This is a genomic window from Bartonella krasnovii, from assembly GCF_003606345.3.
GTDB lineage: Bacteria > Pseudomonadota > Alphaproteobacteria > Rhizobiales > Rhizobiaceae > Bartonella > Bartonella krasnovii.
On the sequence record NZ_CP031844.2, the window covers coordinates 1,595,001 to 1,618,214 of the forward strand.

18 protein-coding genes and 1 pseudogene (1 of these 19 cut by a window edge) are annotated in these 23,214 nt (G+C 38.8%); 5 read left to right on the forward strand and 14 right to left on the reverse strand.

Annotated elements, in window-relative coordinates; translation table 11 throughout:
- Positions 1-981, forward strand: partial view of a M23 family metallopeptidase gene (locus tag D1092_RS06750; protein WP_148255642.1) — the end only. It extends 999 nt beyond the left edge of the window; only the last 981 of its 1,980 coding nucleotides appear in the window; its start codon lies beyond the left edge, outside the window; the stop codon is at positions 979-981.
- A gap of 562 nt (positions 982-1,543) precedes the next feature.
- On the opposite strand, the pseudogene D1092_RS09880 reads toward D1092_RS06750, so the two are convergent.
- The 4 genes and pseudogenes from D1092_RS09880 to D1092_RS06770 form a co-directional block, all read right to left on the reverse strand.
- Positions 1,544-1,869, reverse strand: a pseudogene (locus D1092_RS09880) (ATP-binding protein); the annotation flags it as partial.
- A gap of 98 nt (positions 1,870-1,967) precedes the next feature.
- The gene (locus tag D1092_RS06760) at positions 1,968-3,389 is read right to left on the reverse strand and encodes a sensor histidine kinase (RefSeq protein WP_148255643.1); all 1,422 of its coding nucleotides are present in this window, start codon (positions 3,387-3,389) and stop codon (positions 1,968-1,970) included.
- A 224-nt stretch (positions 3,390-3,613) separates the two neighbouring features.
- The gene (locus D1092_RS06765) at positions 3,614-4,168 is read right to left on the reverse strand and encodes an RNA polymerase sigma factor (protein ID WP_148255644.1); all 555 of its coding nucleotides are present in this window, start codon (positions 4,166-4,168) and stop codon (positions 3,614-3,616) included.
- A 7-nt stretch (positions 4,169-4,175) separates the two neighbouring features.
- A complete protein-coding gene (locus D1092_RS06770) occupies positions 4,176-4,379 on the reverse strand; it encodes a NepR family anti-sigma factor (protein WP_148255645.1) in 204 nt (67 codons plus the stop codon).
- Between the two features lie 166 nt (positions 4,380-4,545).
- On the opposite strand from D1092_RS06770, the gene D1092_RS06775 reads away from it, so the two are divergent.
- The 4 genes from D1092_RS06775 (at position 4,546) to D1092_RS06790 (ending at position 8,215) form a co-directional block, all read left to right on the forward strand.
- Positions 4,546-5,340, forward strand: coding sequence for a response regulator (locus D1092_RS06775; RefSeq protein WP_148255646.1), 795 nt, complete (start codon positions 4,546-4,548; stop codon positions 5,338-5,340).
- 19 nt (positions 5,341-5,359) lie between these two features.
- A complete protein-coding gene (locus D1092_RS06780) occupies positions 5,360-6,376 on the forward strand; it encodes a sensor histidine kinase (protein ID WP_148255647.1) in 1,017 nt (338 codons plus the stop codon).
- A gap of 982 nt (positions 6,377-7,358) precedes the next feature.
- The gene (locus D1092_RS06785) at positions 7,359-7,724 is read left to right on the forward strand and encodes a hypothetical protein (protein WP_148255648.1); all 366 of its coding nucleotides are present in this window, start codon (positions 7,359-7,361) and stop codon (positions 7,722-7,724) included.
- A 44-nt stretch (positions 7,725-7,768) separates the two neighbouring features.
- On the forward strand, positions 7,769-8,215 hold the full coding sequence (locus D1092_RS06790) for a hypothetical protein (RefSeq protein WP_174767368.1): 447 nt from the start codon (positions 7,769-7,771) through the stop codon (positions 8,213-8,215).
- 831 nt (positions 8,216-9,046) lie between these two features.
- On the opposite strand, the gene D1092_RS06795 is transcribed toward D1092_RS06790, so the two are convergent.
- The 10 genes from D1092_RS06795 to D1092_RS06845 form a co-directional block, all read right to left on the reverse strand.
- The gene (locus tag D1092_RS06795) at positions 9,047-9,817 is read right to left on the reverse strand and encodes a DUF4167 domain-containing protein (protein ID WP_148255649.1); all 771 of its coding nucleotides are present in this window, start codon (positions 9,815-9,817) and stop codon (positions 9,047-9,049) included.
- A 1,687-nt stretch (positions 9,818-11,504) separates the two neighbouring features.
- A complete protein-coding gene (locus tag D1092_RS06800) occupies positions 11,505-11,948 on the reverse strand; it encodes a hypothetical protein (RefSeq protein WP_148255650.1) in 444 nt (147 codons plus the stop codon).
- Between the two features lie 3,058 nt (positions 11,949-15,006).
- On the reverse strand, positions 15,007-15,207 hold the full coding sequence (locus D1092_RS06810; RefSeq protein WP_148255651.1) for a hypothetical protein: 201 nt from the start codon (positions 15,205-15,207) through the stop codon (positions 15,007-15,009).
- An 874-nt stretch (positions 15,208-16,081) separates the two neighbouring features.
- Positions 16,082-17,086: a phage tail protein gene (locus D1092_RS06815; protein WP_148255652.1), complete on the reverse strand. Its 1,005-nt coding sequence runs from the start codon at positions 17,084-17,086 to the stop codon at positions 16,082-16,084.
- Positions 17,083-18,222, reverse strand: coding sequence for a tail fiber domain-containing protein (locus D1092_RS06820; RefSeq protein WP_148255653.1), 1,140 nt, complete (start codon positions 18,220-18,222; stop codon positions 17,083-17,085). The genes D1092_RS06815 and D1092_RS06820 overlap by 4 nt, the downstream gene beginning before the upstream one ends.
- Positions 18,219-18,710 (reverse strand): hypothetical protein, encoded by a 492-nt coding sequence (locus D1092_RS06825; protein ID WP_148255654.1) that lies wholly within the window; start codon positions 18,708-18,710, stop codon positions 18,219-18,221. Before D1092_RS06825 ends, D1092_RS06820 begins: the two co-directional genes overlap by 4 nt.
- A gap of 298 nt (positions 18,711-19,008) precedes the next feature.
- Positions 19,009-20,472 carry a hypothetical protein gene (locus D1092_RS06830; RefSeq protein WP_148255711.1) on the reverse strand — a complete coding sequence of 488 codons (1,464 nt, stop codon included), beginning with the start codon at positions 20,470-20,472 and terminating at the stop codon, positions 19,009-19,011.
- 186 nt (positions 20,473-20,658) lie between these two features.
- Complete coding sequence (locus D1092_RS09500) at positions 20,659-20,820, reverse strand: hypothetical protein (RefSeq protein ID WP_167309306.1); 162 nt, start codon at positions 20,818-20,820, stop codon at positions 20,659-20,661.
- A gap of 253 nt (positions 20,821-21,073) precedes the next feature.
- Positions 21,074-21,769, reverse strand: a complete 696-nt coding sequence (locus D1092_RS06840) for a hypothetical protein (RefSeq protein ID WP_148255655.1) — start codon at positions 21,767-21,769, stop codon at positions 21,074-21,076.
- Positions 21,770-21,855: 86 nt separating this feature from the next.
- The gene (locus D1092_RS06845; RefSeq protein WP_148255656.1) at positions 21,856-22,974 is read right to left on the reverse strand and encodes a N4-gp56 family major capsid protein; all 1,119 of its coding nucleotides are present in this window, start codon (positions 22,972-22,974) and stop codon (positions 21,856-21,858) included.
- Positions 22,975-23,214: the final 240 nt, after the last annotated feature.

Sequence of the window (23,214 nt, forward strand, 5' to 3'; positions counted from 1 at the left end):
AGTATTTATCATGGGATGTATCATGTTCTCACCATTGCCCTCAATGATAAAGGCCAATTCATTGAAAGCACAGAGCCTAAAATGTCTAAAGCACTAAAAACGGCTTTTCAAAATGGTATTCCGCATTCTTATATCAATAGCGCACAATTACCAACGGCTTATGATGCACTCTATAGTGCTTTACTCAGCCACAATATATCACAATCGCTTTCTTATCGTCTTATTCGTCTCCTTGCCACCAATATTGATATGAAAAGCCGAATAACCCCCAATGATCAGATCGAAATATTTTATGCCGTTCCCCAAAGCGATACAGAAACCCAAAATGGCAAAAAGAAAGCAAAAAAAAGCTCTCAAAGCACTGATCCAGAAATTCGTTATATTAGTGCAACTTTTGGCAATACAACTTATAAATATTACCGTTATCAATTAAAAGACGGAAGTGTTGATTATTATGATTCTGAAGGGAAGAGTTCAAAACCTTTCTTACTGCGAAAACCCACGCCTAATGGCGTTTTTGGTTCCCCCTTTGGTCCGCGTAAACATCCTATTTTAGGCTATGTGCGCATGCATACAGGGGTTGATTGGGTGGCACCAAAAGGCTCACCTATTATTGCTGTAGGAGATGGTATTGTTACAAAAGTAGGTGTCACAGGCGGCTATGGAAACCATACAGAAATTCAACATGCGAATGGATATGTCAGCAGTTATTCACATCAAAGCCGTTATGCACCAGATATAAAACCAGGCGTGAAAGTACGACAAGGACAAATCATTGGCTATGTTGGGACAACAGGGATGGCAACCGGCCCCCATTGTCATTTTGAAATCATTGTCAATGGTGTCAAAGTTGATCCCATGCGCATCCGTATACCCGATAGCAAAGCCTTAACCAATCAAGATCTGCAAACATTCCTACAAGAAAAAAACAATATTGATTCCTTAATCAACAGTCCGATAAAACCATCCGAGGAGACTTAAAGCATGGAAAGCACCATGTACGTGTCTTTCTCACAAAAGCTTATCAATATTTTCAAAGTCTTTCAAAAATATCTAAGAGTTTAAACGACCTCAAAAGCATTTCCGCGCTTAAGAATATTCTAAAGGAGACGGATACGCAAAAAAGAGAGCAATGTTTTAAAATAGGTATAGCCTCTATCACCTTATCAAGGCGTACAGGGGAAATATAAAAAAGATAAAAGGCTGACCTTTCTTATCGTATTCTATCAGGCATCTGCAAATCGCATTCTTCTTCATCTCTTTAAAAGATTATAATTAATGATATTCGCATTAAGATAAACACACAAATTGTAAAATGTTTGTTGAAACAAAAAGAATGATGAGGGAGCATTTTAGCAAAAAAGATCAGCGTTCAAGCCTATAATAGAAAAACAGGAGAACCAGTTTTGGTCGAAGATTTTTTAGGAGTGAATAGAATTTGAAATATTTCCCTTGAAAGGTTATCGTAATTTATAAAAATATTTTTTTCCTCATCATAAGGCTAATTTTGAAAAATTGTCTTTTTAAAAAATGACTCATTATTTTAACGATTGATGCTGAGTTTTGATAAAGGAATGATAATTTTTATCTCCCTTCTAAAGCAGAAGTTTGAAAAAGAGTTTTTTACTAAATTATATATAAAAGCGGCTTTACCACCACACGGGCCCAAGTCCTATCTTTTGTACTAAACTTTGACTCTTCATTCCCACGCCATCATCTTTTACAATGAGCATCAATTATCTATTGGGGCTTGAGGACCAAAGGAGATATAAATATGCCCTCTTGTTGATCAGGAAAAACATGTTTTAAGGAATTGCTCAGCAATTCCCCTAAGATAATTCCAAGAGTTGTAGCATCTTTTGAAGACAAGTAAGACTTTCATGAATGGTGATGATTTTGCCAAGTCATCTTTATTTTCTTCTCTTGAAAACGAACAAACAAAGAGAATTTACGCCTTTAAAAATCAATCAGAGATTTTTTTTGCACTCTTCGTGACCTAGTTTTGGCAAAGGAATAACAATTTTTGTTCCTCCTAAAGAAGACGTTTCAAAAGCAGGTTTTTCACCAAATTGCATACAAAGCTGTTCCACCACCACACGACCAAGTCCTGTCTTTTGTTCTAAAGTTTGATTTTTCATCCCCACACCATCATCTTCAACAATGAGCACCGATTGTCCATTAGTTTGAAGACCAAAGGAGATATAAATATGCCCCTCTCGTTGATCAGGAAAAGCATGTTTTAAGGAATTGGTCAGCAGTTCCCCTAAGATAATTCCAAGAGTTGTAGCATCTCTTGAAGACAATCGACAATCTTTAAAGTCCGTGTGAATGGTAATGTTTTCACGCAATTCAAAAGGAACTGACAATTCGACATCATGCACAACAGAACTGAGAAAGTCAGCCAAGAAAGTCGTTTCCATATCATCACTCAAGCGCAAACGACGATGAGCTGTGGAAATTGTCTGAATACGATCTCGAGCAGCCCCTAAAACAGAACGGACTTCTTCATTTTTACTCCGACTTAATTGAAGCCCCAATAAAGAAGACACCGTTCCAAGAGAGTTGCCGATACGATGACTTGCATCCTGCAACAATATTTCAACCCGTTGGCGTTCTTTCTCGGCGTGATTACGCGCTCTTTCTAATTCTTGAGTTCGTTCTTTCACACGGGCTTCAAGAGCAGCATTCTCGCTATGAAGCAGCAATTGATACAATTTTAAAGAGCGTACATCACGATGAAAACGATTAATCACAAAATAGGCAGAAATAAAAGTGCTTACAACAGAAATAATCGCTGCCAATGTTAAAGCAGCCCGCATCAATGCGATTCCCTCACGATGTTTTTGTCGCACCACATCATCACCATTAATAAAACTTGTCATCAATTGCGCTAAACGCGCCACTTGAATCTTCTGACTTTCAGAAGAAGCAGAAGGTTGAGAAGATTGATCAGGAACCGTATCAAGAGCCTGCATATGGGCATTCATAAATTCTTTTCGTGCTTCAACCTCGCCTTTAAAAGCCGTAAACCATTCATCCCATTGCGGATGTGCATAAACAATAAGTGCGATATAATCGAGAATATCCCCCAATTCTCTCTCTGCGTTTTCAAAGCGGACTTTATCTTCTGGCTTTCGGCTTTTTGCATAGCTGCGATCAGCAACAGCCATATCAATCAGGCTGATCAGCACCAAATCAGCCTGTTCGCGCAATTCTGAACTCGTATTTAACTGGGCAACTTCTCGATCAACGGCATTGGAAAGCAATATAATAAAAACCGAAGCTAAAAGAGCCATCACGAGGGAAACAACAATTGCGGCCCATCGCCAGCGTGATATCGTTGCATCAGAAGAAGGCATTTGAGGCAGCAAATTTGTCTTTGTTGTCATAGAATTTCCATTGGCGAACTTGAAAGTCGTCATTTTTCAGTACAAAGGAAGGCAGCCTTATGGAACAAACACCAAAAACCCATAAGAGCATTTATATAGGCTTTTCTTGTGTTCCTAAGAGACATACGCCAAACATTCTGAATTTCCTCAGATACTGACTTTACTGTAATAGCTATAACGGGAATAAAAAAAACAAGGCTATTCATCATAATTATTATGCTTTTTTAGCCGTTAAATGAACACAATGTACTCCCAGCAGAATAAGAATCGGGACCATAATCGGACTCACCATCGACATGAAGAAGCTCCTGTAATCGATGACGCGCCCTGCTCACACGGCTTTTAATGGTTCCAACAGCACAGCCACAAATGGCTGCAGCATCTTCATAAGAAAACCCCGATGCCCCAATGAGAATAATGGCTTCTCTTTGATCGGCTGAAAGCAGATTTAAGGCTTTTTTAAAATCCTGCAAATCAAGTGTTCCATATTGAGAAGGATGAACCGCAACATTTTGGGTAAAGACGCCGTCGGTATCTTGAACTTCTCTCCCCTTTTTGCGCATTTGGCTATAAAATTCATTGCGTAAAATCGTAAAAAGCCACGCTTTGAGATTGGTTCCCATCTCAAAACTTTCTTGCTTAGCCCATGCTTTCATCACCGTATCTTGGACCAAATCTTCGGCTTTATCGTGCTTACCACTTAAAGAAACAGCAAAAGCACGCAGAGCCGGCAACACCAAAAGGAGTTCTTGTTTAAAATTTTTAGCGCATTTTGACATAAAGGATTCAAACCTTTTCCACATTGTTTAAGCCAAATTGCTCTGCGCGCTCTAACTTTTCTAAAAGCTCGAGCAAACGCCGTGGTAGCGCTTCTTCTTGAATTTCCATGTAAAATTGGCGTAATTTTCGTGCTATCTCACTGTTAGTCCCGAGCAGATCATCTCCAACTTTAAAGTGTGTGGTGAGATTTTTTTCATCACGGTCGTTCATTTTTCATCCCCCTAATCCATATAATATAAGTAGCGCCGCGAAGAATTTTTCGCCTTATGGTTGTAAATATGGCTGTGGGTAAAAAGTTCCATACAAATCGGAACTTTTTTATCTGTTGAGAATTTCAACCAACAAAATGCTTGAAAGGTCAAAGGAGTTATAAATTATGTCATTATCAACGCGCATTGCCCCGCATCTTCCCTATCTTCGGCGTTTTGCCCGTTCTGTTACAGGCAGCCAATCCTCTGGCGATGCTTATGTATCAGCGATGTTAGAAGCCCTCATTGCCGACATTTCCATTTTTCCTCAAAAATCCAGTGACCGGATTGGTACCTATTGGCTTTTTTGCCATCTTTTTGACCAAACCACCCCGAATATCCCTGAGCCTCTGCCACAATTTGGTCTTGAACAAAAAACCAGTGCCAAATTATCCTATCTAACCCCCCGTGCGCGCCAAGCATTTTTGCTCATTGCCGTTGAAGGATTTAATGAACAAGAAGCCAGCGAAATCATGAATCTAGATACGAAAGAGTTTCGTAAGCTTCTCAACCAAGCCTCGATTGATATTTCTCAACAAATTGCTACAGAAGTGATGATTATTGAAGATGAGCCTCTTATTGCGCTCGATATTGAGCAAATGGTAGAAAGTCTAGGTCATCATGTTGTGGGTATAGCACGCACGCGTGATGAAGCTGTGATCATGTATCATAAGAAAAAGCCACGGTTGATTTTAGCGGATATTCAATTAGCCGATAACAGTTCAGGCATTGATGCGGTCAATGAGATTTTGAAAAATGATCGTATACCGGTGATTTTCATCACAGCTTTTCCCGAAAGATTACTGACTGGCGAGCGTCCAGAACCAACTTTTTTAGTGACCAAACCTTTTAACCCAGATATGGTAAAAGCGCTTATTTCGCAGGCTTTATTTTTTCAAGAAAATGCTTCTAAAGCGGCTTAGAACAAAGTAAACCTCTTTTATGATCGTGATGCCTCTTTCAAAGTCGCCCATAGACAGATCTCATATGAACGCGCTCATGCAAGCGATTCGTGGTGCTGATATTTGTGTTCTCTATCAGTCCACAAATCTGGTTTATTTATGGGCTGAAAACTTGCCACATCATTTACACCATAAATGGCGGATTGGATGTCGTGACAGCGACTTTTTTTCGCTTGACCTTGCAGACAATATGGAAACCATTAAATTGCAGGTTTTAGCCAATGGCAAAATGCAAACCGTTGAAGCACGTTTTGAAGATACAAGCAAACAAGAGATTTGGTACAAGTTTTCTATTGATTGCCACCGCAATGATAACGGAGACACCATCGGTATTATTACCACCGGTGTTAATATTTCTGGCTTACGCCGGCGCGAACAAGTTCTTAAAATTCTTCTTCGCGAAGTCAGCCACCGCTCTAAAAATCTTCTAGCGATCATTCAAAGTATTGCCAGCCAAACAGCCCGCTATACTGAATCTCTTCAGGTTTTTTTACGCAAATTTCAAGGTCGTCTTCATTCTCTTTCTCATTCTCAAGATCTGATCACCGATTCCGATTGGCGTGGCGCCCAATTTCGGGAATTGGTTCAAACGCAAGCGTTTGGCTATCTAATGAAAGAAACAGAACGTTTTTCACTTGAAGGTGTTGATCCTTATCTTTTTCCCAATGCCGCTTTGCATATTGGTTTGGCTTTTCACGAATTGATCGTTAATTCTCTTTCTTTTGGAGCCCTTTCCCAAGAAAAGGGCTACGTCTATGTAGGCTGTAAAATCGAAAGACAACTGAATGGCAAAACACATCTACTCATCACTTGGAACGAACACTTTGATGAATCCGCCACCCTTCCAGAAAATGATAAAAAAGCTTGTTTTGGCAGTGCAGTTCTTGAAAAAATTGTTCCTATTTCTGTCAATGGTTCAGCTTCCTTCAAATGGACAAAAGAAGGGATTGTTTATTGCCTTTCTGTTCCTGATACGTATTTTGATATTTTTTCTTAAAAGAGCCTTTAAAACCATAACCGTCTTTTTTTTCAGCAAAATTTCTAACCTGTTGCGTCCTTTTTATCCAGCACAAAGATATTTTTCCCCTCGCAAAAAAACTAACAATGAAAATCCCCCAATCAAAGCTCCTTACCATTGTCCATCAACGAACATCCCTCCCATAACTGCTTCTTTTTTTTAAACAGAAACCCAAACGATGAAGAACAAGCCGTTTCAGCTTTTTATACACCCAATCAAAGCGGGCCTATTCCCCCTCTCTTTTTGTATCATTTTCTTGTATCATTTTTGCACTTATCTTACCTTTTTATTTTGAAAAAATGACAGAATTTCAAAAGATAAAGCCAACCATCACGCTTCAGAGCTTGACGGAGCTTAAAGCATCTATGACAAAATCAATAAACGAATAAATATTACACAACTCTAATGCTTTTATTGATCGTATTCTGGATCTTTTTCTTCACACAAAAGAAAACATCCAAAACAGAAGATACTTTTCTCTTCACACACTTTTTTAATATTTCTCAATACCTCCAAGCTCATTTCAAAAACAGTGTCTGTAAAGAGGGTCCTCTCCCCCGTAAAGTGAACCATACAAGCCCTCTCCCTTCATAACCCTTACGGACTAAAAGCAGCCATTGGGCATCATTATACCGGCCATAGAACAAATCCATTATATTTTCCTGTACAACAAACCTTTGACATTAAAGAACATTCACAAGAGACATTTTTAGTATTTTTTTCAAATATTTTTCCCACCGGTTTAGCCCCCAGGCTTGGCTTTTTAGGAACGGTTTGGAACGGTTTGGAACGGTTTGGAACGGTTTGGAACGGTTTGGAACGGTTTGGAACGGTTTGGAACGGTTTGGAACGGTTTGGAACGGTTTGGAACGAAAAAACTTTAAAAACGTTTAACAATCAAGAAGCTCTAAGCTGACAAATTGGATCCTACGTTGTCAATTACTCATTTGGAAAATATTTTATGAATCCCTTTGTTTTTATTCTCTTATTGGTTTCATGTACGGATGATTTTAACAGTTGTTATTCCAATAATACCATGGCAAAAATCTATCCAACGGCTCAAGCCTGTGAACAAGCCATGGTGCCATCTACAAAAAAGTTCGCATTTTATGGACAACAAATTTTTGCCCAATGTATAAACGTACATCCCAATTTACATCAACAAAAAGTAAAATTGATCTGGTCTGTAACAAACCACGGAAATTTCCTGCTTAAAAGCCAAAATATCAATGACAAGAGATCAACAGTCCACACAGAAGACATTTTACCAACATTGCCTTCTCTTCTGCATTCTTCTTCCACAAACCTCTTGCACAAAAAACTTTAAACGCATAAACCCATCAGATCTGAAAAAAATAATTAATAGAAGACATGATGGATAATAAGCCAATGCCCCCCTCAAAAGCCCCTCACACAGAGCAAAATTCTCTGCCCCAAGATCTCCCCCTAGATCCTGCTGTAGAGCGGGTGAGAAAAAAACTAATGGGTTTAATGATGATTTCCGTTTTAATAACGCTCTTCCTCATTCTAACCGTCCTGTTTTTAATCGTTTATAAAGTTACAACGGGATCAGCACCAAAACAAACAGAGCTCTCTTCCTCCCACAGCGAAAATACACACGTTATCCACCACACGCTCTCCCTGCCGAAAAAAACACAGATTTTGTCGCAAAGCCTCACAGACAACAATATTGTTCTGAAGACTTTAACCCCTGAGGGACAAACAAAGTTTATGATTTACAATTATCATACCGGTGCACTGATTGCCGTTCTTTCTATTGAAACGACAGAAGAAATATCAACGACAATAGCTCATTAAGCAAGTCAATAACATCACCGGCTTACACAGCATGTTTGAGGTATTTAAACATTTCCCTCTGCTTCAAGATAGGACCACTTGGACGATGACGCATTTTTCTCCGTTTCCCTTCACTCTACTCTAAGCCAAGAGATAATCTCTTCCTGCTTCTCTCTCATTTATGAAGTTGCTCATGAAAACGCAAAGAATGAAAACACAAATGAAAGTGCAAGAAACCACACCTTCTTAAGGACAAAAATTCAATCTATTGATTTATAATGACCATTTTTTGTATGCTAAACGAGCGCTTCAAATACCTTAAAATTCTCTCATTCCAACGCTCTTCATGATGAAGCTCATCAAAATTATTTTCTCACACATCACAGCAAAGAAGCCTATGCATAAAAAGCTCTCTTTATGAACTGGATTTCAAAAGCCAAAGGGAAAGACTGTGCAACATTGATAATAAAAGCAAGAATGCCCAATTTGTACCTTTTATTCAGCAAAAGCGATTGATGACTTTCACAGCCATAGCCTTCCCGGTAAGTAAAATAGACTAGAGTACATTGAGAAAAATCAAACACCACACGTACATCAACTAAGCAACCTATCCTTCATAAAAGAACAGCCTCTTAAAATACACAAACGCGGCTTTTCTCCATTCCCCTCATCTCTTCCAAGTCAACCTACTCTAAGCCAAGAGATAATCTCTTCCTGCTTCTCTCTCATTTATGAAGTTGCTCATGAAAACGCAAAGAATGAAAACACAAATGAAAATGCAAGAAACCACACCTAGATACCCTCACCATACTAACAATACCATAAATACTTAATACAGCCTTTTTAAGGTATTTAAACATTTTCCTCTGCTTCAAGATTGACCACACGGCGACGACGTGTTTTTCTCTGTATTCCCTTACTTAATCCAGGCAAAGGAGAAACCTCTTCTGTTGATGTTGATGCATCCCCATTTTTAGAGCTTTCTTCTGTTGTAAGAGAAAGCTCAAGGGATGATTCGTCTTGAGTGCGTACCGTACGACGACGCGGAGAACGACGTGTCTTCTTAACAGGTTCAACATTTTCCTCAGAGCCACAGTTTTCCTGCCCCATTTTCTCATCCGATAGAGCCTCGACAGCATTTTCACGCGCATCGCCATTTTGTACTTTGACATGTGAACCAAGATCTTTTTTTTGCGACTGTGTCTGCAATACATCTGTATCAGACGCGACAGCATCTTTTTTCTGGTCTTCAGAATTTATCTCACCGCATTCTTGCCCGTTATTTTCCTCACAGTTTTCATCAGTACGATTTTCATCAGCACGATTTTCATCACGCCGAGCCGATTGGGACATTTGCCCCGCTGCTGCTAAAATAATACGCAAATAGTGTTCGGCATGTTGTAAATAATTTTCCGACATCACGCGATCACCAGCACCTTGTGCATCACGCGCAAGACTGATGTATTTATCGGCAATTTGCTGAGCATTCCCTCGAATTTTAACATCCGGACCGCTACTTTCATAATTTCGAGATAACGGATTAGGACCGCGACGATTATTATTGTTATTACCATTATTATTATTATTGCGACCGCGTACCCGTCTATTTTGTTGTGGCCTCATCTTTATCCCTTTATTGGAGTGTGTGTCTTAATTGACTCTTCTTCATTGCATCATTTTTTAATAATGCTGATCATGTTGAACATACAGTTATCAAGCTATCCGCGTTTTATTTCACTCAAACGAACCCTACTGATATTGATAAAAGCATATATTTTCTTGAAAATCACGAAACAGCAGGGAAATCATAAATCAAAAATTCCCCATTTCTCTGTCAACCAGCAGAAACCTAGTGATGTTCACATAAAATGCCAAGTGTTTTTTTTAAAATAAACCATATTTCACTAAAAAAATAATTACCTTGTGGAAAACAAAAAGGAGAACACACATAGAACATACCTGACAAAGAAAAAACTCATGCCAGAGAACACGGAAAGCTTCCCTTTTTCTGCCCTAAAACCACCTTTTGCTTTAAAACCACCGCTCCTAAAAACGCTGATATCCCTTCCCCCTCGTGCCCCAAACTCATAAGCACTTCTGCCCGAACAAGTCACTGCGCGAACCTCTTTATTGTATGAATATAGCCTCTCTTCACCGCTAAAGCAACCCCTCGCGAGCGATAATTCACGATCGCTTCACAAAATCCCTTAGATTCTTATAGATAGATTAATATGGAGGATTATTCAAGCCCTATAATCACCAAGAGACCACACTCTTCTTTCTCAAACCTACCAGCTATCCTCTCAATTTCTATTTTAACCCTATAGATTTTTAAGTCCCCCTCTTCATTGATAACAAATTGAGCCTAAAAGGAAAATAGTTAAATACAAAAAATGTTAAATTATTTAAAAAAATATTCCTCCTTAAAGTTTATCAATAAGAATGGCATAACAACAGATTTCTTCTCTTAATCCTTATTTTATCAAGAAAACTGGAGCATATAAAATAAGCCCATTTGCGCCCCAATCAAGCGCTTTACACATAAAATAACCTTGAAGTTTATACCCTTTCAAAGAAAGAAATATTTTTCTCAGTTTTGTCATATCTATTGATCCATTTGTCACGCCTTTTAACTTAGCTTACCCTCAAAGGACTTGAATTCTTTCTACGCACTGGTCTGTCAACAATCTGAACTTTTTTTAAATTTGTGCAACAAATTGATTGATAAAAATCATTCATCTTTTTTATCTTAAATTTTTATATTGAGTAAAAAAACTTATACTGTAGTTTTTTTATCCTCAATCTGTTTCTTGTTGGATCAATCAAAATCATTGACTTGCATGTTACACGCAAGAAAGGCATGCGAAGAATAAAAACAGAAAAAACTAAGCAAACCTCTTATAGGTTGTTTCAAAGGCCAATCAAAAGCTATCCGTAACATGAGAATGCCCTTAGTTTACACTTTTATGAAACGTGAAAGAGAGAGGATACTTTATAATAAATTTTATACCCTTCATGAGCACCTTCCCCATTTACCAAAGCACCCTCGCAAAATGCTCTTCCCACACTGTTATTTCCCTTAAATGAAAAGCACACAGTAAGTTTTCCTCAAAACACACATGCCTCCTCTTAAAATACTTCAAAGAGACATCCATGGGCTTATACGATCACGTCTTAAATGGACCAGGGCTTGTACAAAATAAACACATCTTATTGGTATAGAGATTGTTGGTAATAAAGGCAAAGAGCAATGAAGCGCTTTTTATCTTTTCATTAAAATTCGCACTCTTTCAACTTTCCGTGTAACACCCTAAAAGTAATTGCGTTTTCTGCCTTTTTCATTTTCTTTTTCATTAAGAAAACAATCCCGTAAGAGAAAATAATTTCCATCCCCCGGTCGGACCATTGCCAAACATTGTTTTTTTGCCGTATCAGAAAGCTTATCCCACATTTCACGAATAGCAAAATAGGCCTCACTTTCCAAATTAAGACAATGCTGATAAACTTCTCTTTTCATATCGGGCATCACGGAAGCAGAAATTTCCTTGCAGTACACGCGCAGATCAAAAACAGGAATAGCCAATTCAACAGGCGCTTGTTGTACTATTTTTTTGTGAGAAGAAAAATAACTGACTGCCTTTGCAAAAACAAAACACAAAATCACGATACAAAAGAGTATCACGCAAACAAGAGCAATCTTGCGATATAATCTTTTGAAATAAGCCTTTTGTCTTGCGCGGATTCTTTTTTCCATAAAGACTATACCCTTTAAAAATTCCAAGAGAATCTTTTTACAACCCAAAATGATAAAAGCACTTTTTTACACAATACAGGGCATAACAGCAAACGATCAATACGCTTAAGGACGCTTTTTCCCTGTAGCGTTAATATTTTTGCTATTTTTTATCATGGAAAACTCTTATGAAAAATTTTCCTCCTTTATGAAAAAAACAGAGATTATAATTTTCTCCCACCAGCTTAAAAAGCAAAGATTCTTCATCCATCGCACTCTGTAAACAATTTGTCTTCGTTAAGACACGTTCCATTTATGGATAAAGAATATTCATTATTTTGCATGTTGAATAAGAAATCTGCATATCATAGGATTTTCTCATTTCAAATCTACTTTCCCTGTTATACCCGTCAAATCACTTGATTTAACGTTACAATGTGGAGCTGACGCATCTATCAAAGACTATCCAAGAAAGGCATGCCTCTAACCGTTTTAAGTTCTAAGAGCTTTTCGCAATATTATGCGCTAGAAAAGTGGATAAAAACACCAGCATGCTCTTTTTTATAAAACATCAAGAGAGAAGAACCCTATCCATTTTATTCACGTCATGGGGGCTAGTACTATTCACACCCCCCCTCACGAAATGAGCTTAAGAGTAGGGATAACTCTTTAAGGTTTATCGCAACATTGTGGACGAGAAAATATATTGCATCTGTTTTCTCAGAGAGGGGTATGATCTCCCAAAGACACGTGAGAAACATAAAGTGTAAAACATGATCTATTTAAAAGATATGGATCATTTTAAAAGCCGTAAAGCAAAAAGACACTGACAAGACACGTAATTGTCCGCCTTTCATTTTCAATGAGGCAGTCTCCCCATTTTTAGAAATAAACACCCCATCGAACATACAAAAGCTGGAGTCACGAATAGAGTTGCATCTGTCTTAATCTGAGAACTCTTATCCGTTTTACTCTCTCTCAAACATACTGTGACATTAGGATTTTGATACTGATTAAAAACAACAGAAAAACACCTGCATTTTTACTTTAAACGCCCCCCATTGAGATAAAAATGCCCAAGATTTTAGAGGTTTCATTGTAAAAGAACATCACAAAATACAATAATGAGAATAATGAAAAAAGGATCTAAAGCCATCCCAAGAAAAGAGAGCGAATATTCAGCCTATAAGGCAATAAAAAAAGCCACACCATTAAATGGTGTGGCTTTTGAATAGAGATATAATTTAAATAACATAAAAAAGAAATCAATAACCAATATTTATACACAAAACGTATAGTATTGCAATATTTTTAATTATATTTATAAAACTTATCCAGAGATAAGTATAAAGAATGAGCAATGAAAGCACTTCTTTATCTCATTCATCTGAATGAAAAAAAGCCTGTTATCTCTCTTCTTGCTTTAACGGTATGAAAAATAATATCTTTTTATTAAAGGGTACCGTTTACAGTAAAACATAATTTAAAAACAAAATGTATTTAATAAATCGAACCGTTTTGTTGATTTGTCTTAAAAAAACTCACGCGTAAACACGCGATTTAAGCACAAGAAATGATTTATAATGATCGCATCTTAAAGGAGAGATCCAAAGTCATAAGATTTTCTTATTTTCAAACCTATTCACTGTTGCCTCAAGCAAAACCATATTTTTTGCCCATTACAAACGGACAAGCCTGGTAGCATAAAACTGTCCCCGAAAAGGCATAGCTTTTCATGAATCATACCAAGGATTGTCACAACATTGGGGACAAACAAAATGACTTATGATATCAACGTCTCCTTTTATGCGACCTAAAGTATGACTATTCCTGTAAAAGAAAAACAAATTAGATTATCTGGCTATGGAGTGTTTTATAAATTTTATACTTCATGAGAGCTTTATTCTTATACCCTTCACGAGTCTCATTGTGAAATGTGCGTGAGAGCGAAATATCACTTTTAAACAAGCCCGTGAATTCGCACATCTAATATATTGGATTTAGAGCGTTCTATTTTACGAGAAGAGCATATCTCCCCAAAAGACATCCAATCAAAAAAAATGTGAGATATCATCTTTATTATTAAAAGAAGAATTGATGCTTTTAAAAGTCGTAAAGCAAAAGGATAATAGTGATGGCAGCTGTTTCCCCATTGACATTCTTTCTAAATAAGGTTTTCCCCCCATTTTAAAGATGACGCAAACAGAGATAGATGCTTAGTTTATCATAAAGCCTGTTCTTTTATGCTTGTAAAAACAGATCTTTCTTGATTTTCATCCACCAACACAAAAAACGCAAACTCTATAAAACTCAATTTGATTAAGGAATCATTCTAGAGAATTCCCATTGAATTTTCCACCTATGACAACTTAAAGCTCGACAAATCAACCCTGCCTTAAATATTCCCGACATCCTAAAAAACACTTCTTGTATCAAGGAAAAGCTCTTACAAAATAAGGAAAACCACGCCTTTATCATCAAACACTTAAAAGGATAGTATTTAACAATATCAAGCGAGAGAAAAAACAACCACTTGTCGTCCTGCATCCTTTCCAATTTGTACACCATTATTGGGTAAGAAGAACAAATGCAACACAAGCCTGCTCCAATGACAGCCCCTTTCTCTTCCCGATAAGAAAAAACTTATATGACACACATTTTTTCTTATCGATATTTTTCTCTGTCTTGATCTTTTTTGTAATTTAAAAATTCTTTTTATAGGACTTTTAACCAACTAAAATGATCACTCTTTTCTATTTTCGCTTAAAAAAAAGAAGCAATACCCCGAAAAGCCCCAGATAAAGTCCCTCTAGCCCCCAATAGGGATGTTTTGCCCCATACTGCTGTGTATTTCTAGTGGCTTTACGTGTTGTAATTTTTGAAATAAAAGAGCTATAATCTTTTAACAGCCCCAGTATTATCAATTGTCCAGTATTATCAATTATATTGTCAATTGAGAAACAAAACTGCTTTTATCGACAGATGATTTTATTTTAATTTCTGATGCATTCATCTTAGTCTCTAGTAAGGTTATTCCGCCGCTTACAGTCTTATTCATATTGCTTTGATCATTTTCCTTCTATTTGATACCGATAATATCAAGCAGATCTACCCTATCTTCTAAAGCATCCATGCGCTTTGAAATTTTTTTCATATCCTTATATGCTTTTTTCAACAATGCGTTCAAAGGAGCATGCCCCATTCTCCCGCTGGCATAAAGCACCACACGAATACACTCAGGATCATCAATATCTGCAATAGAAAATGGAAAAAGTGCCATTACATCCCCCTTTTTGAACAGCTCCACAGAGCCTTTGAGTCTTTTTTCCTTTATCCGACTCTTTTATTTTTCGTAAAACCGTGTGCAACCGTGTGCAACCGTGTGCAACCATGTGCAACCGTGTGCAACCGTGTGCAACCGTGTGCAACCGTGTGCAACCGTGTGCAACCGTGTGCAACCGTGTGCAACCGTGTGCAACCGTGTGCAACCGTGTGCAACCGTGTGCAACCGCATTAAAAGCTTTTGAAAAAAATTCCTTTATCGAAAGCTTTTACAAGACATTTTTTTAATTATTTCTGTTTTCCACCTAAAATGGTGATTTTTTCTCCCTATCCCCCAAAATGCATAATGACATGGCATATTTTGTCGACTTTTTCCAACAGAACAAAGTGAACCTCAACCGCTCTTTAAGCAAAAATCTGGCAACAATCCAACCTTTAGTCTAGCGGGATTCCCACTTGGACTTTTTCTTCAAATGTTCTCTATCACCACAGCTCAAAAGGGGGGCAAGAAAGCTCTACAATCAACCCCTCAATATTCACCCACACATAAAAAACACACCAGTTTTAACCCCTTCTCAAACAAGGGAATTTTACGGCATAATGGGATAAACAATTATCTGACAGATTTTCTTCTCTCTTTTAGCCCCTTCCATCAATGAACACTGTCTTGATCTTTTAAAGAGTAATAGGCAAAAAGACCTTATATCTCCAACAAAGGTGCGACAAAAGGTAAAATCATAAAAGAGGATAAGGGATCATTTTTTTAAAAGCACCTCAAAGCTTTCTGCATGAGAGATTCGATAAGTTTTTCTATAATAGAAGATTTTGCAACTATTTTTCTCTCTCTTTTATCTCTCTTAAAGCTTTCATTCTCAGGCTTTGATCGCATAAACCACCGCCATATTGACAGGACGTGTTTCATCCCCTCCTGTTTTTTGCAACAAAACCTTATGTTCATGCTCTCCGGCGGGCTCTGTTAACATATTGTTTCTGAGCCGTACAGATACATACTCTTGAGTAGTCCCCCAACCGTGGGTCATAGAATAGGTTTTAGCATCTGGCAAACTATGCTGGTGTTGGCCTGTTGAATCTGTTTTTCCTTCATGGGTATGGGCTTTAAAAGATTCTTCTTGTCGACTTCCCAAAAGACGTCCTTTATCAAGGTTTTTTCCACTATCGAGCCCCCGTAAAAACATTCCCCGCAAATCAGGAACATTAAATGTTGTTTTCCCATCTCCTTTTCCCCATATTTCCCCCAGAACAGCAAAGAGATTGGCATAGCTCTTTCGCGAATATTCTTTCCCATCACACAGCAGCCACCCAGAGGGTATTTTTTCACTCGCAAAAGTTCCAATAAATCCGGATGAAAAAGATTCAGGTAAAGGAGGAAAGGGCGGAATTTCAGGAGGTTTTATGGTAGGATTGGTTAAAAACCAGCCATCAGCATTTTTTCCAGCAATATCACGCGTATAGACAAGTTCATAAAGCCCTCCCTTTTGTATTTCTCCCCCCTTTAAAGGCATGATTCCCTCTGGCGTTGCCATATAGGTTGGTCTTGAGGGCAATTGATTTAAAGAAACATTTGTTATTCCTCTATTGACGCCCTGCGCTTTAAAGCGCACCACAATGCCATCCATATACGTCTCAAAAAAAGACTTTGTCGCCAAACGAAGGGATGTTTTTTTATTATCCCTATCAACCGTAAACTGTGTTTCAATCACGCCCCCATTATCCAACAAATATTCTTTGATACGTTGCATCATAGCGCGCGCACTATCATTGACTGAACTTGGCGGTTGCCCTTCAGCCCAGTTTATACTCTCATCGACATAAGCATTTTCTGATGCGATGATTGACCAATCATAAATCGAACTCATAGGAGACACTCTTTTTGCAAAAAGGAAAGACGCGCAAAAACGGAAGAAAAGAAAGCCATAATTTTATTTTTAGATTCCGGCGTTTTTTCCATTTTTATTTTTTTCATTTTCAAGCCTATTTTGTCATAATCCACATGGAGTAATTTTGTTTTCGCATTGACAAAAACCGCTTCAGGCTTCACACGCAACACGTCTTGTGCCAGAACACCTTGATAGCGTTGTGGATTTCCTTTATAATTAAAGCGATAAAGAGGATATCCTTTTTCCTTTCCCACAAGAGTAATATTTTCTTTTGCTCTCACATCACAAAGCCCTAGAATTCCTCCAACCAATCCCAGCACCTGCTGCGCATCACGCAATGGATCTTTTGTCACAGAAGGGATTGTCGTTGATTTTCCGGAAGTTGTTCCGTAATTTCCAGCCGCCTGTGTTCCGATCTGTAACAAACGTTCCAATCGGTTCCAATCTTGATTATCTTTTTCTGACCATTTTTGACGCTCCGCATCTAAGATATTTTGACGATTGATATCTTGAATCATCCCCCCTTTCAGAGCATTTCCTTGCACATTACTCTGTCCTTGATAATAAGCATTTGCCGCGTTCACTTGATCAAGCTGAGAGCGATCAATCATCTGATTTGCGTTCATCATATTACTAATATCTTGATTATATTGCTGTGCGGCTGCATTTGTTGCCAAAGCGCCTAGCTCATCGGCGAGTACGCCGGTATGGGCTCCAGAGCCATAACGCCCCGCCCCAGACATCGATTGATTAATGGCATCAGAAGTTTTATTCAGGGCATTTTGCAATGCCATATTAAATTTACTATTGCTTCCAACCCAATTTCCCTTCGCCATACCGGCAAGATTTGTGGCGCTGTTGGTTGGTGCATTTAACCATTGTGTTAGAGCAGGATTATTATAAAGCCCTGCTGCTTGTTGTAAACCGTTCAGCGCATTTTTTGTCATATCGCTAAGACCAGCAACGCGCTCTCCTTGATAAACATTTCCACCAATTCCCTTTTTATAAAGCCCCTGTGCATCTGCACTGGCTTGTTTAAAAATATCCGCCGCCCAAGCAGGGGGAGCATTTGTTTGTGTTGTCGTCTGCACTTGAGGTGTTTTTTTTCTACTCATGGACCCAGAACCTTTCTATATTGAATAAGATTACGAGAATATCCTTGATGAGCGAGCCTTTTCGCCCACCCAATTCTTCCAAACATATGTATTTCTTCAGCTTTGATTGTTCGCGCCCATTTTTCGACCTCATCAATCAATTTGACCAATTTCAGCCCTCCCTCTCCAGCCAAATCTGAGAGAATGACGCATTTTTTCCCCGTATGGGTACTTTCAACTTTGGTGATTGCAAAAGCACTAAAGTGGATTTTATTTTTTAAGACCAGCCATAATTGAGCTTGTCCTGTAGCAATTTCTTCAGCAATTTTTTCCAGACAAACATCATCTGGAAAACGCTGAACATATTTTTTTAATGCCGCATTAAGTCCCTCTTGATAGGGCGCTATTTTTTCCCATGACCAGTGCTGTGTTAGATGAGCAGAATAGACATCTTGATGATCTTGCATCATGATTTTAGCTTTCTTAACTTTTTCACGCACACCGAACATCCCCCTTGCACCGCCCCCCCACGCACTTCTATTTACCCCACACCTTTCAAAAGGAAGCCCCCACCATCTCTTGTGTCATAAGATTAAGAAAGCGGTCATAAGGTTTAAGAAAGAGCTTTTTTCATAAAAAACATGGTACAAACTCTTCTCGATCATAAAGAAGCATTAAGCCCTGCTTTATTCCTTTGATAAGGGCATGCCTCATCTGTCCTTTGATGATCATAGCTTGGCTCTCACACATATCCTTTAATGATAAAAGCTCAGCCTATCGCATGCTTATTTATTATAGGGGCTTAGCCTATCGCATGCCGGCTGGCATCAATTCCACATCAAATCCCGTGACATGGGTCCAATTCATCCCCTCCGGGATACGCAATTTAAAGCGATAAAACCGTGCCCTTGCGCGACAATGAATTTGTCCGGTATTATGAGAAGGTTGTTTTTCTGGCAACCAAACCGTTTCCTCTTCAAGAGATTGTCGAAAGCGCATTCCCACAGACAAATAAAATTTTCCACTATTAACTTGAGGCATAATATTTTTCACCCGTGTTATCATGCCATTTGTCTGCCCCATTTCTTGCGAAGTGACCACACAAGCCATAGGAGGACCAGAAAACGACCCCAGTCTACCCTTTTGATCAAATGCGCCCAAAATGGGTGATTCATTTTTCCACGCTTTACTATCGAGAGAAAAGGACAAATCATCAATATTCTTAGCGACAAAATCAAGACCTTCTAACGTTGTTCCAGTTAAGAAAATGGGGAGGATCATTTTGATATCCACGAGAGCTTTTGTCCATTTTTGCAACCCCCAATCATAAATAAGCAAAATCCGTTTATGAAGATTTTCATCGCTATCCACCATCCAATAAACACGATTATACACGCCATCGATTGCCGCAGACATGGTATACAGATTACTCTGCCTTGATTTTGCGGTCATCGTTCGATCAACCTTTTCAAAGCCAATGGGGATAATCTGTCCGTCATTTGCTATTTGATAAAAACCGCCCTCATCGGCAAAGAAAGCCAAATCACCGCGACAAACAATTGATTCAGCATTTTTTGCGCCTCTTTTATCGTGGATTTTTTGGAAACTAAAAATAATCTTAGAGCCTGGAATAAAAGAACCGGCATAGATTGCAGAACGCATAAAGATAATAGGATTTGTTGTCTCAGTTGCCCCTTGCACGAAACCGCCATCAGGAAAATCTTGATAATCGCAGCTTTTTTTCCCCACGGTCCAAAATTCTGCATCATTCAATCCTGACCAATGAACCCGTCTTGGATGTTCAGTTAATTTCATCAAACAAACGAAATCTCCCCAGACGCGAACGAGCCCCGCTTGTGGTGGATTTCCTCCTAAATTTCTAAATGTCTTATCATGAATAATATCGATCACTTGTGGTTTATCATTAGCATTTACCGCAATAATAAAATCACCAAACAAAGCAAAAGACCACGGCGCATCAATATTTGCCATATAAGCCTTTCCTTTTTGGCTTATATCTTTCCACTTCATTGTTGTATTATCAAGCAAGAAGATTTTTTCTCTTGTCCCAACAAGAATAGAAACGCCATTTTTTGTTTTAACCGCAAGAGCGCCTAAAATAGGCTCTGGACATGGCTCTGACAAAGGTTCAAAACTTGGCATAGGAATATAAGAGCCATCAGCCGGGAGCACATTGACAAGTTCATCGGTAAAAATTCCATTGATATCCGCCACATCGGGTCGATAATCAGCGATTGGGAAAAAAGCCATCAAGCCCCCTACAAAATGTTTGAAGCCCCCAGTGCCAAAACACCAAGGCTTGCTCATTGAAACCACAAAAGCCCCTAGAATAAAGCTCTAAGGACATAAAATTGAATAAAATACAACTATAAGTTGCCAACCCCTCGAGAAAAATGATCCCACCCATCATGGCAAGCCCACTGCCCTCACCAAAGCTCAGCCCAAATCATCCCTCAACACTTTCCAATACCAGCCACTAATACCAGCACGCCCCCCCAAGATTGAAAAAAAAGCCAGCCCCCATAAATCTTTGAAGAAACCAGTGTCAAGAGACTCATCCATTTCAAGAGAGACCAAGGTTGCTGTGGTTAAAACCATAAGAGCTCTTAAAACCGAGAGCAAAAAAATCCCACAAAGAAATAACCTACAGTTGATTTATTGCAAAAATATCCACGTCTACAAGCCCCCAACAGCGGTTCATCCTCAACACTACGCCTCAAAGTCAATCTGGATCTCAAAACCAATCCAGACTCCAAAACGCATGAAGCCCCCAAAGCAACACTTAAAAACATAAGCACTCGTCCAGTCTTCAATGCCCATCTTAAGCATAAACAATTGAAAAAAAATCCTTTTAGAAATTCATTGGCTGAATCTTTGAAGAACCTTTTCTGCGTGATGTTTCAATACGCAAAGCTTGAAGCTGTTCTTGAAAATCTCTAAAAGAAACGGCAGCATATTCAGGATCTTTAAGGATATTTTTATAAAGTTCATATTTTGCCCGTGCTTTAATGAGATCAAAAGCATAAATCAACCAAGGATTGTTGTCTTCTTTGATCTGTTCATCGCTAACATGAATAGGTGTATAAGAAAGCTGCACGGTTTCGACATTTTCTGGCGTTGGAAAGAGTCCTATTTTTTGATCAAGGCACGTATAAAAGAATGGTGTTCCTAACTCAGGATGCATACCATATTGCTGATGCAACACTTCTAAAGGCTTAAAAAATAACTTTGTTGGTGCTGTATTCTTTGTTGCTAAAAAGACTTCTTCCAGCGTTTTTTCTGACTCAATAAAAACGCCTTCTTCTTTTCCATACCATGTTTTTTCGCTTTGTGTTTTGAACGTGCTTTTTCTCCTTTCATTAAAGAAAAAGGGTTCACGTTCACACAAACGCAAAGCTGTAACAATTGAATCTTGAATTTGCTGGGAATATTCAGCTGTTGTATCGTCAATTTCATCTTGAATAAGCGCGACCATAGAAGCAAAAGTTTGCGAGCGATCTGAATGTGTAAGATCGCGATTGTTAGGATCACGAGATAAAGCAGTCATAAGCCTATCCTTTTTCTAGAAGTATTTTAAATTTCTCCCCCAACAAAATCCTCTTGTTGGGGGAAAGAAGGAAGCAAGCATTTGCTTTAAGCCGGTGCTCCATAAGTTGGGATGACGATTGTTCCAAAATCTTGAGCTCCTTGCGCACTTCCTGGCAAGGTAAAGCAGGTTTTTTTCATACCGATAATGGTTTTTGCTGCGACCCCAAATTCTCTTTCATAGTCGAAGAGCTCTTCCACCAATTTATAGCGTGTAGCGCCTCGATCTTTTCCAAAAGCGATCACAGCACTTTGCGCCCCAAGCAGCACCGCACGACGCACATTAGGGACAGCTTTATTTGCGGTTCCCGATTCAACCCCTTCGGTAATATGTTCAGCTTCACGTAAAACGACACCATTATACATGCCCAAAGATCCATCATAGAGCGGATTTTTGATACGGCTTCCACTATAGATTGCCTTGGTAATGTCGAGCCATTGCCCCGCATCGGTATTGGTTCGCAATTGCGTTACTTGGGTTGGATGAAGATAAAGTACATAGACATTTTCCCCATCAATCCGTACAGGACGAATTTTAGGATTCGCTAATTTAGCGCGTTCAACCGCTTTATCGATTAGTTTAAGATTAAACACATCATTTTCTTTTAAATCTTCATCTTTTGTTTTATCATTCGGACGCACCACGCGTTTATTGGTTGGCGCCGTTGGGGCATTAAAACCATAATGAACGGGTTTAAGTGTAATGGATCGCCCTTCAAAGTTAATGGATTTTGCGGTATATCCGCACACTTGAATGAAGAACATCATACTTAAGCGATCTGCATACCAATCAACCAAACCATTTTTTGCTTCCGTGCGCAAATCGTGGAGAATGCGTTGCTGATCAATGGTGCCTTCATTTTTGACCCGCACCGCATGAACGAGTTCATTAATCGCCAAACGATCATTGAGAAACTGTAGAGCTTCTTCATTGCCTTCCAATGTTTGCCCTTCACTCACCCCATCACCGAGCAACTGCACACGCAAATTAAAGCTAATGGAATCGCCACTTGCTTTTGTGGTTTCATCCTTTAACTGTACGATACTGTTTGAATCATCCCCAATTAATGGTGCAATTGGGATTGCTTTTGAGACTTCTTGATTTAAGAGTTTAGACCATGTGCGCACTGCCATTGGGTCATTGAGTCCGATATAAGTTACAGTCATTTTATCCTCGAAAAGTTTATTGACATAAAAAAAACCCGGCAAAGTGCCGAGCGCTCAAAACACCACATTTCATTTCAAATGGTGCCTAGATTGTTCTTGTGTGTTTTGTTTCTATTAGTCTGCCTCCCCCTGATAAGAACTCTCCTTACCCCGTCTGTCCTTTGAGAACGCCCACACACACGCGAGTCTCAAGCCCACGCATATCCCTTCCGCATTTCACGCACAAGAAACCCTCTCATG

What these genes read in the sequence shown, in the direction of transcription:
- D1092_RS06760 (WP_148255643.1), bottom strand. Translation starts at nt 3,389, where the DNA reads ATGACAACAAAGACAAATTTGCTGCCTCAAATGCCTTCTTCTGATGCA.
- D1092_RS06765 (WP_148255644.1), bottom strand. Translation starts at nt 4,168, where the DNA reads ATGTCAAAATGCGCTAAAAATTTTAAACAAGAACTCCTTTTGGTGTTG.
- D1092_RS06770 (WP_148255645.1), bottom strand. Translation starts at nt 4,379, where the DNA reads ATGAACGACCGTGATGAAAAAAATCTCACCACACACTTTAAAGTTGGA.
- D1092_RS06775 (WP_148255646.1), top strand. Translation starts at nt 4,546, where the DNA reads ATGTCATTATCAACGCGCATTGCCCCGCATCTTCCCTATCTTCGGCGT.
- D1092_RS06780 (WP_148255647.1), top strand. Translation starts at nt 5,360, where the DNA reads ATGATCGTGATGCCTCTTTCAAAGTCGCCCATAGACAGATCTCATATG.
- D1092_RS06785 (WP_148255648.1), top strand. Translation starts at nt 7,359, where the DNA reads ATGAATCCCTTTGTTTTTATTCTCTTATTGGTTTCATGTACGGATGAT.
- D1092_RS06790 (WP_174767368.1), top strand. Translation starts at nt 7,769, where the DNA reads ATGATGGATAATAAGCCAATGCCCCCCTCAAAAGCCCCTCACACAGAG.
- D1092_RS06795 (WP_148255649.1), bottom strand. Translation starts at nt 9,817, where the DNA reads ATGAGGCCACAACAAAATAGACGGGTACGCGGTCGCAATAATAATAAT.
- D1092_RS06800 (WP_148255650.1), bottom strand. Translation starts at nt 11,948, where the DNA reads ATGGAAAAAAGAATCCGCGCAAGACAAAAGGCTTATTTCAAAAGATTA.
- D1092_RS06810 (WP_148255651.1), bottom strand. Translation starts at nt 15,207, where the DNA reads ATGGCACTTTTTCCATTTTCTATTGCAGATATTGATGATCCTGAGTGT.
- D1092_RS06815 (WP_148255652.1), bottom strand. Translation starts at nt 17,086, where the DNA reads ATGAGTTCGATTTATGATTGGTCAATCATCGCATCAGAAAATGCTTAT.
- D1092_RS06820 (WP_148255653.1), bottom strand. Translation starts at nt 18,222, where the DNA reads ATGAGTAGAAAAAAAACACCTCAAGTGCAGACGACAACACAAACAAAT.
- D1092_RS06825 (WP_148255654.1), bottom strand. Translation starts at nt 18,710, where the DNA reads ATGTTCGGTGTGCGTGAAAAAGTTAAGAAAGCTAAAATCATGATGCAA.
- D1092_RS06830 (WP_148255711.1), bottom strand. Translation starts at nt 20,472, where the DNA reads ATGGCTTTTTTCCCAATCGCTGATTATCGACCCGATGTGGCGGATATC.
- D1092_RS09500 (WP_167309306.1), bottom strand. Translation starts at nt 20,820, where the DNA reads ATGGTTTTAACCACAGCAACCTTGGTCTCTCTTGAAATGGATGAGTCT.
- D1092_RS06840 (WP_148255655.1), bottom strand. Translation starts at nt 21,769, where the DNA reads ATGACTGCTTTATCTCGTGATCCTAACAATCGCGATCTTACACATTCA.
- D1092_RS06845 (WP_148255656.1), bottom strand. Translation starts at nt 22,974, where the DNA reads ATGACTGTAACTTATATCGGACTCAATGACCCAATGGCAGTGCGCACA.